At 43.0% G+C, this 6,261-nt stretch carries 4 protein-coding genes; all 4 read right to left on the bottom strand.

Annotated elements, in window-relative coordinates; genetic code table 11:
- Positions 1–746 precede the first annotated feature (746 nt).
- Positions 747–2,288 carry a lysine--tRNA ligase gene (lysS, locus tag N477_RS04500; protein ID WP_063360176.1) on the bottom strand — a complete coding sequence of 514 codons (1,542 nt, stop codon included), beginning with the start codon at positions 2,286–2,288 and terminating at the stop codon, positions 747–749.
- Positions 2,289–2,315: 27 nt separating this feature from the next.
- A protein-coding gene (prfB, locus tag N477_RS04495) for a peptide chain release factor 2 (protein ID WP_155731795.1) occupies positions 2,316–3,414 on the bottom strand; the annotation gives its coding sequence in 2 pieces (ribosomal slippage) (positions 2,316–3,338 and positions 3,340–3,414; 1,098 coding nt in all).
- A 205-nt stretch (positions 3,415–3,619) separates the two neighbouring features.
- Positions 3,620–5,350, bottom strand: coding sequence for a single-stranded-DNA-specific exonuclease RecJ (gene recJ, locus N477_RS04490; protein ID WP_063360178.1), 1,731 nt, complete (start codon positions 5,348–5,350; stop codon positions 3,620–3,622).
- Positions 5,351–5,484: 134 nt separating this feature from the next.
- Positions 5,485–6,216, bottom strand: a complete 732-nt coding sequence (gene dsbC, locus N477_RS04485) for a bifunctional protein-disulfide isomerase/oxidoreductase DsbC (RefSeq protein ID WP_063360310.1) — start codon at positions 6,214–6,216, stop codon at positions 5,485–5,487.
- Positions 6,217–6,261: the final 45 nt, after the last annotated feature.

Here is a 6,261-nt window from a genome sequence, read left to right as displayed (position 1 = left end):
AGCCACTCGGCCACCTCTCCGTCTTTGTGGGGCGTATAATATAGAACAGAAAAAATAAGTCAAACACTTTTCTTGTAAAAAATGACTATCTGGTGACAGATTGAACACACTGTCTTTTTTTCTAACAATTTGCTCTAATCCTAATCATTTCTGGGGGTTGTGGAGGTGGAAAACTTACTCATTAAGCGCTGTTTATGATCGAATACCTCTTCGAGATAGGAGTCTAAATACCCTAGTTTTTGGAATTCGATAATACATTGCCTGCAATACTCCCTTCTTGCGGCTTCATGCTTTAATTGTTCTTCGTCTAATTTCGGCATAATCTATGTTTTCTTATAACTTATTATGTGTGATTCATCCTAAATGCCACGTCAGTATAGAAATGCCATAAGAAATTGCCAACTAACCAGATTGATAAAGTTAGAACCCATTTCAGAAACAACAACAATAAAACACTGTTTTCAAATGCAAACACGATAATTATTGAGATAATTAAAATTATTTTTGAGAAATGTCTTACAAAAATAAAAGAAAAGCACCGCACACAGACTTTAGAACAAAACATCCCTAATGGTCGCGAATTCTTTTGTCTTATAATTCTTTTGTCTTATATAAAGCAATAAAAGAGTATGACACGCTAACAGCTGTGTTCAGTTTAGTAATGCCGAAATTATCGATAGAGCTCTGAGGATATGAACCAAAAAAAACGGCTTTCCTAGAAAGCCGTTTTTTCGATTAGCCTGTTATCAATCCGCTTGCGGGCGCATATGCGGGAACAAGATAACGTCTTTAATCGTTGGTGAGTCAGTAAATAACATGACTAAGCGGTCAATACCGATACCTTCACCCGCTGTCGGCGGTAAGCCATACTCAAGCGCTTGAATGTAATCTGCATCGTAGTGCATCGCTTCATCATCACCTGCATCTTTTTCTTCAACCTGACGTGCAAAACGCTCGGCTTGGTCTTGTGCATCGTTCAACTCAGAGAAACCATTCGCAAGCTCACGACCACCAACGAAAAACTCGAAACGGTCAGTGATGAATGGGTTTTCATCATTGCGACGTGCAAGTGGCGACACTTCCCACGGGTACTCAGTAATGAAAGTCGGTTGAATTAGCTTGTGCTCAGCTGTTTCTTCGAAGATCTCACATAAGAATTTACCCGCACCCCAAACACACTTTTCAGGGATCTTAACATGTACTTTCTTCGCGTAAGTCACTAGCTCATCAAAGTGGTTTTCAGGATCTTTGAAGATATGCGCGATTTCTTCAGCATCAGGACCATACTTGATGATTGCATCTGCCATAGATAGACGCTCGAATTGCTTACCAAAGTCATATTCGATGGTCTCAACAACTTCGCCTTCTGCGTTCTTAACTGTGTTAATCACCGTTGTTGTACCAAGCACGTCTTGTGCAACAGTACGAAGCATGTCTTCAGTTAAGTTCATTAGATCGTTATAGTCAGCGTATGCTTGGTAGAATTCAATCATTGTGAATTCTGGGTTATGACGCGTTGAGAGACCTTCGTTACGGAAGTTACGGTTGATCTCGAATACACGGTCAAAGCCACCAACTACTAAACGCTTAAGATAAAGCTCTGGTGCGATACGTAAATACATGTCGATGTCTAACGCATTGTGGTGAGTCACGAATGGACGTGCCGTTGCACCACCAGGAATAACCTGAAGCATTGGGGTTTCAACTTCCATGAAGTCACGCTCAGCTAAGAAACGACGAATGCCTTCAATCACTTTTGAACGAATACGGAACGTTTCACGCGTATCCATGTTTGTGATTAGGTCAACGTAACGCTGGCGGTATTTCGCTTCTTGGTCTGTTAACCCGTGAAACTTTTCTGGTAATGGACGTAGTGACTTAGTCAGCAACTCATACTGAACCATGTCTACGTAAAGGTCGCCTTTACCTGACTTATGAAGTGGACCTGAAACACCGATGATGTCACCGATATCTAGTTGGCCATATTTTTCTTTCAGCGTTTTTTGCACATCTTTTGACGCATATGCTTGGATACGACCTTTCATGTCTTGTAAAACAAGGAAAGGACCACGTTTAGCAAGAATACGACCTGCTACCGATACCTGATGGTCTAACTCAACAAGCTCTTCTTTCGATTTATCACCAAACTTAGCCTGTAGATCAGCCGTATAGTCTTCGCGGCGGAAGGTGTTCGGGTGGCCATTGGCATCACAATTCTCACGAATTGCATCCAATTTAGCACGACGCTCAGCAATGAGTTTATTTTCGTCTTGGATTTGATCTGTCATTTTTTAGCTCTTAGTTTAGCTTGTTGATTAAAGGCCTGATTTCAGGCTAGCTTCGATAAATTTATCTAAATCACCGTCTAATACTGCTTGAGTATTACGGTTTTCAACGCCGGTACGTAAATCTTTAATACGAGAATCGTCTAATACGTATGAACGAATTTGACTACCCCAACCGATATCAGATTTAGCATCTTCTTGAGACTGCTTCTCGGCGTTTTGTTTTTTCATTTCAAGTTCAAACAATTTAGCTTTTAACTGCTTCATTGCTTGCGCCTTGTTTTTGTGCTGCGAACGGTCATTCTGACACTGCACAACAGTATTCGTTGGTAGGTGAGTAATACGTACCGCAGACTCTGTACGGTTTACGTGCTGACCACCTGCACCCGACGCGCGATATACGTCAATACGTAAATCCGCTGGGTTAATATCAATTTCAATATTGTCGTCAATCTCTGGGTAAATAAATGCAGAGGCAAACGAAGTATGACGACGACCTGTTGAGTCGAATGGACTCTTACGCACTAAACGGTGTACGCCAGTTTCTGTGCGTAACCAACCGTAAGCGTATTCACCTGACACACGTACCGTTGCACCTTTAATGCCGGCAACGTCACCGTCAGTTGCTTCAACGATTTCAACTTTGAAGCCTTTGGCTTCAGCCCAGCGCAGATACATACGCAGTAACATGTTACACCAGTCTTGCGCTTCAGTACCGCCCGAACCTGACTGTAAATCGATGTAGGCATCGTTGGCATCTTGCTCACCTGAGAACATGCGGCGGAATTCTAGTTTTTCTAATTGACCAACTAAGCCTTCTACTTCTTGCTGTGCTTCAATGAAAGTATCTTCATCTTCCGCTTCAACCGCTAGCTCGACCAAGCCTTCAGCATCGTCTGCGCCACCAACAAGGTTATCAATGGTTTCAACAATCGCTTCTAGATTCGATTTTTCACGGCCCAGCGCTTGGGCTTTTTCTGGCTCATTCCATACTGCTGGATCTTCAAGTTCGGCATTGACTTCCTCTAAACGCTCTTGTTTTAGAGCATAGTCAAAGATACCCCCGAAGAAGCTCAGTACGTTCGCGAATTTCCTTGATTTGGTTAATCACAGGATTCACTTCAAACATCTACATTACTCCAATTTACGCCTTCAACATCTAGCCCATACACCGTAATTTCTTCGCTATGCTACGGCGTTTACTCAGACAGGCTATCTAAACGGCCAATAGTAACAAAATTTACCACCATATATCAGCCCCAAAATACGATAATTTTGGGGTTTCGCATGGATAACTGAGGTCACTACGTTTGATCGCGATAAAATATCCAAAGCTAGTTTGTAACGGCTTGGATCTCTCGCACAATCAACTGCAATGAAAACTTGCCTCTAAACTCGTTGATATCGAGTTGATACGCTACCTCTGCGAACTGAGCAGACATATTTGGCCACGCTCTCAAATCAACATTAAATGCGATGGCATCCACCAGCTTACCAGTCGGGTGTTTTAACACTAATTTAAGGTGTTTTTCGGCAACCAAACGCTGCTGTACTAACTCAAAGCGCTCACTAAAAATTGGCTCAGGGAATTGCTGCCCCCAAGGCCCTGCCGCTTGGAGCATATTTGCAAAGTCCATATTAAAACACTCGCTCGGTAACGCACCATCGGTCAGCAACACGCTTTGTTTCAATTCTTCAGTCAATTGCTTTTCGACTTGCGCTTCAAACGCAGTTTTGAATTCGGCAAATTGTGACTCATTGATACTCAGCCCGGCCGCCATAGCATGACCACCAAACTTCAAGATAAGGCCTGGGTTTTGTGTGTTAATGTGTTCCAATAGATCACGCATATGAACACCTTCAATCGATCTACACGAGCCTTTGATTTGACCATCATCCCCTTGCGCAAAAATCACCGCGGGTCTGTGATATTTTTCCTTCAGTCGACCAGCCAAGATACCAATTACACCTTGATGCCAGTCATCCTGATACAAACACACTGACGTTGGTACGCTTTGAGTTTTATTGCTTAATCGCTCTAAAACGGCGTTTGCTTCTTGCTGCATGCCCTGCTCTATTTCACGCCTTTCATGATTTAAGCTATCAAGCTCATTCGCAATCCGGCGCGCTTGATATTCATCTTTCGCTAGCAGACAAGCTATACCCAAGCTCATATCATCCAAACGACCCGCCGCATTGAGCCTTGGTGCTAACGAAAAACCAAAATCACTGGCCGTTAATCGGTTCATATTACGATTAGACACTTCAATCAGGGCTTTTATGCCAGGTCGTGTTTGACCACTTTTTATACGAGCCAGCCCTTGGAAAACCAAAGTACGATTGTTTGCATCTAACGCAACCACATCAGCTACTGTGCCTAATGCCACAATATCGAGTAATGAGGCTAAATTGGGCTCTGGACCTTGGCTGTTTTCGAAATAAGACACCGAGCGCAGATGATGCCGCAATGCAATTAATAGATAAAATGCTACCCCAACACCTGCTATCGACTTTGATGGAAACTGACAATCATGACGGTTCGGGTTAATGATTGCGTCGGCATTAGGCAACTGCTCACCCTGTAAGTGGTGATCGGTCACGATAACTTTGATGCCAGCAGCCTTTACAATGTCGATACCCGCAATGCAGGAAATGCCATTATCAACCGTTATCACAAGGTCTGGACCTAGTTGCACTATTTGCTCGGCTAATGCTGGGCTAAGCCCATAACCCAGACTAAATCTATCTGGCACCAAATAATCAACATGATTAAAACCAAACTCAGGCAACCCTTGCATCAATACCGCAGTACTGGTTGCCCCGTCAGCATCAAAGTCACCAACAATCAGAATGCGTTGCTGCGCATTGAGTGTGGCTGCTAAAATCTCACAAGCCACTGTGATATCTTTAAATAGCTTAAAATCTAGCAGTGTCGCTGCACTGTTATTTAACTCTGCCGCAGATTGCACACCACGCGAGGCATAGAGCTGTTTAATAACGGGATGAAGGTTATCCGGCAAGTAGCTATCATCAACATGCTTTCGAGGCTGGATCTTAGTTTGCATAGAACTCTGATTACTCTTTATCTGACTTTAGTTATTCCAGTTTGCGGCTACAAATAAGTGGGTAGTTGACATTTGCAGGCACAAAAAAAGGCCTGACGGCCTTTTTATCATAATGGGTCTATTATACGTAAAGCTTAAGACTTTGCATTTCTTTCTAATGAAGCAGCTAGTTCGGCTGCAGGCTGATAGCCTGGAATGATCGTGCCATCATCAAGAATAATTGCAGGTGTGCCAGTCACACCAAACTTCTGACCTAACTGATAATGCTCAGCAACCGGTGCTGTACAATCTTTAACATCAGCAACCGGGTTACCCGCTTTCGCTTCTGTCATGGCAGTTGCCGCATCTTGCGCACACCATACATTCATTAAATCTTCATAGCCTTGGCTTTGAATGCCACCACGAGGGAAAGCAAGGTACTTAACCGTGATGCCTGCTTCTAAATAATCTTCTAACTCACGGTGAAGTTTACGACAATAACCGCAAGTGATATCGGTGAAAATAGTGACCTGATGCTTCTCGTCTTTTGCTTTGTAAACAATCATTGAGTCTTCGTACTGCTTTAAGCCTTCTTTACGAACGCCGCTTAGCGCATCTTCTGTCAGGTTTTTTCTATTTGGAATATCGATTAAAGCACCCTGCATTAAATAACGGCCATCAGTGCTCGAATAAAACACACCGCGGTCGGTGATCACGGTTTTCAACCCTGGAATTGGACTATCTGTAATTTCATTCACTGATAAACCAAGGCCAGCAAGAGACTGCTGAATAGGATTAATTGCAAAAACACCTTCTTTTTGCGCTGTTTCTTCTGCATAAGCAGAAGCACTGACCGCAAGCGCGGCTGCTAAAAATAACTTTTTCATCTTTGTTCTCGTAAATTCGTTTTTCATTCACCAATAGGACCGTAA

This window comes from Pseudoalteromonas luteoviolacea H33-S, from assembly GCF_001625695.1.
Lineage (GTDB): Bacteria > Pseudomonadota > Gammaproteobacteria > Enterobacterales > Alteromonadaceae > Pseudoalteromonas > Pseudoalteromonas luteoviolacea_B.
This window is presented reverse-complemented; position numbering and strand designations above follow the sequence as displayed.

Bases quoted from the DNA above. Each gene is read 5' to 3' on its own strand.
- lysS (WP_063360176.1), bottom strand. From the start codon at position 2,288: ATGACAGATCAAATCCAAGACGAAAATAAACTCATTGCTGAGCGTCGT.
- recJ (WP_063360178.1), bottom strand. From the start codon at position 5,350: ATGCAAACTAAGATCCAGCCTCGAAAGCATGTTGATGATAGCTACTTG.
- dsbC (WP_063360310.1), bottom strand. From the start codon at position 6,216: ATGAAAAAGTTATTTTTAGCAGCCGCGCTTGCGGTCAGTGCTTCTGCT.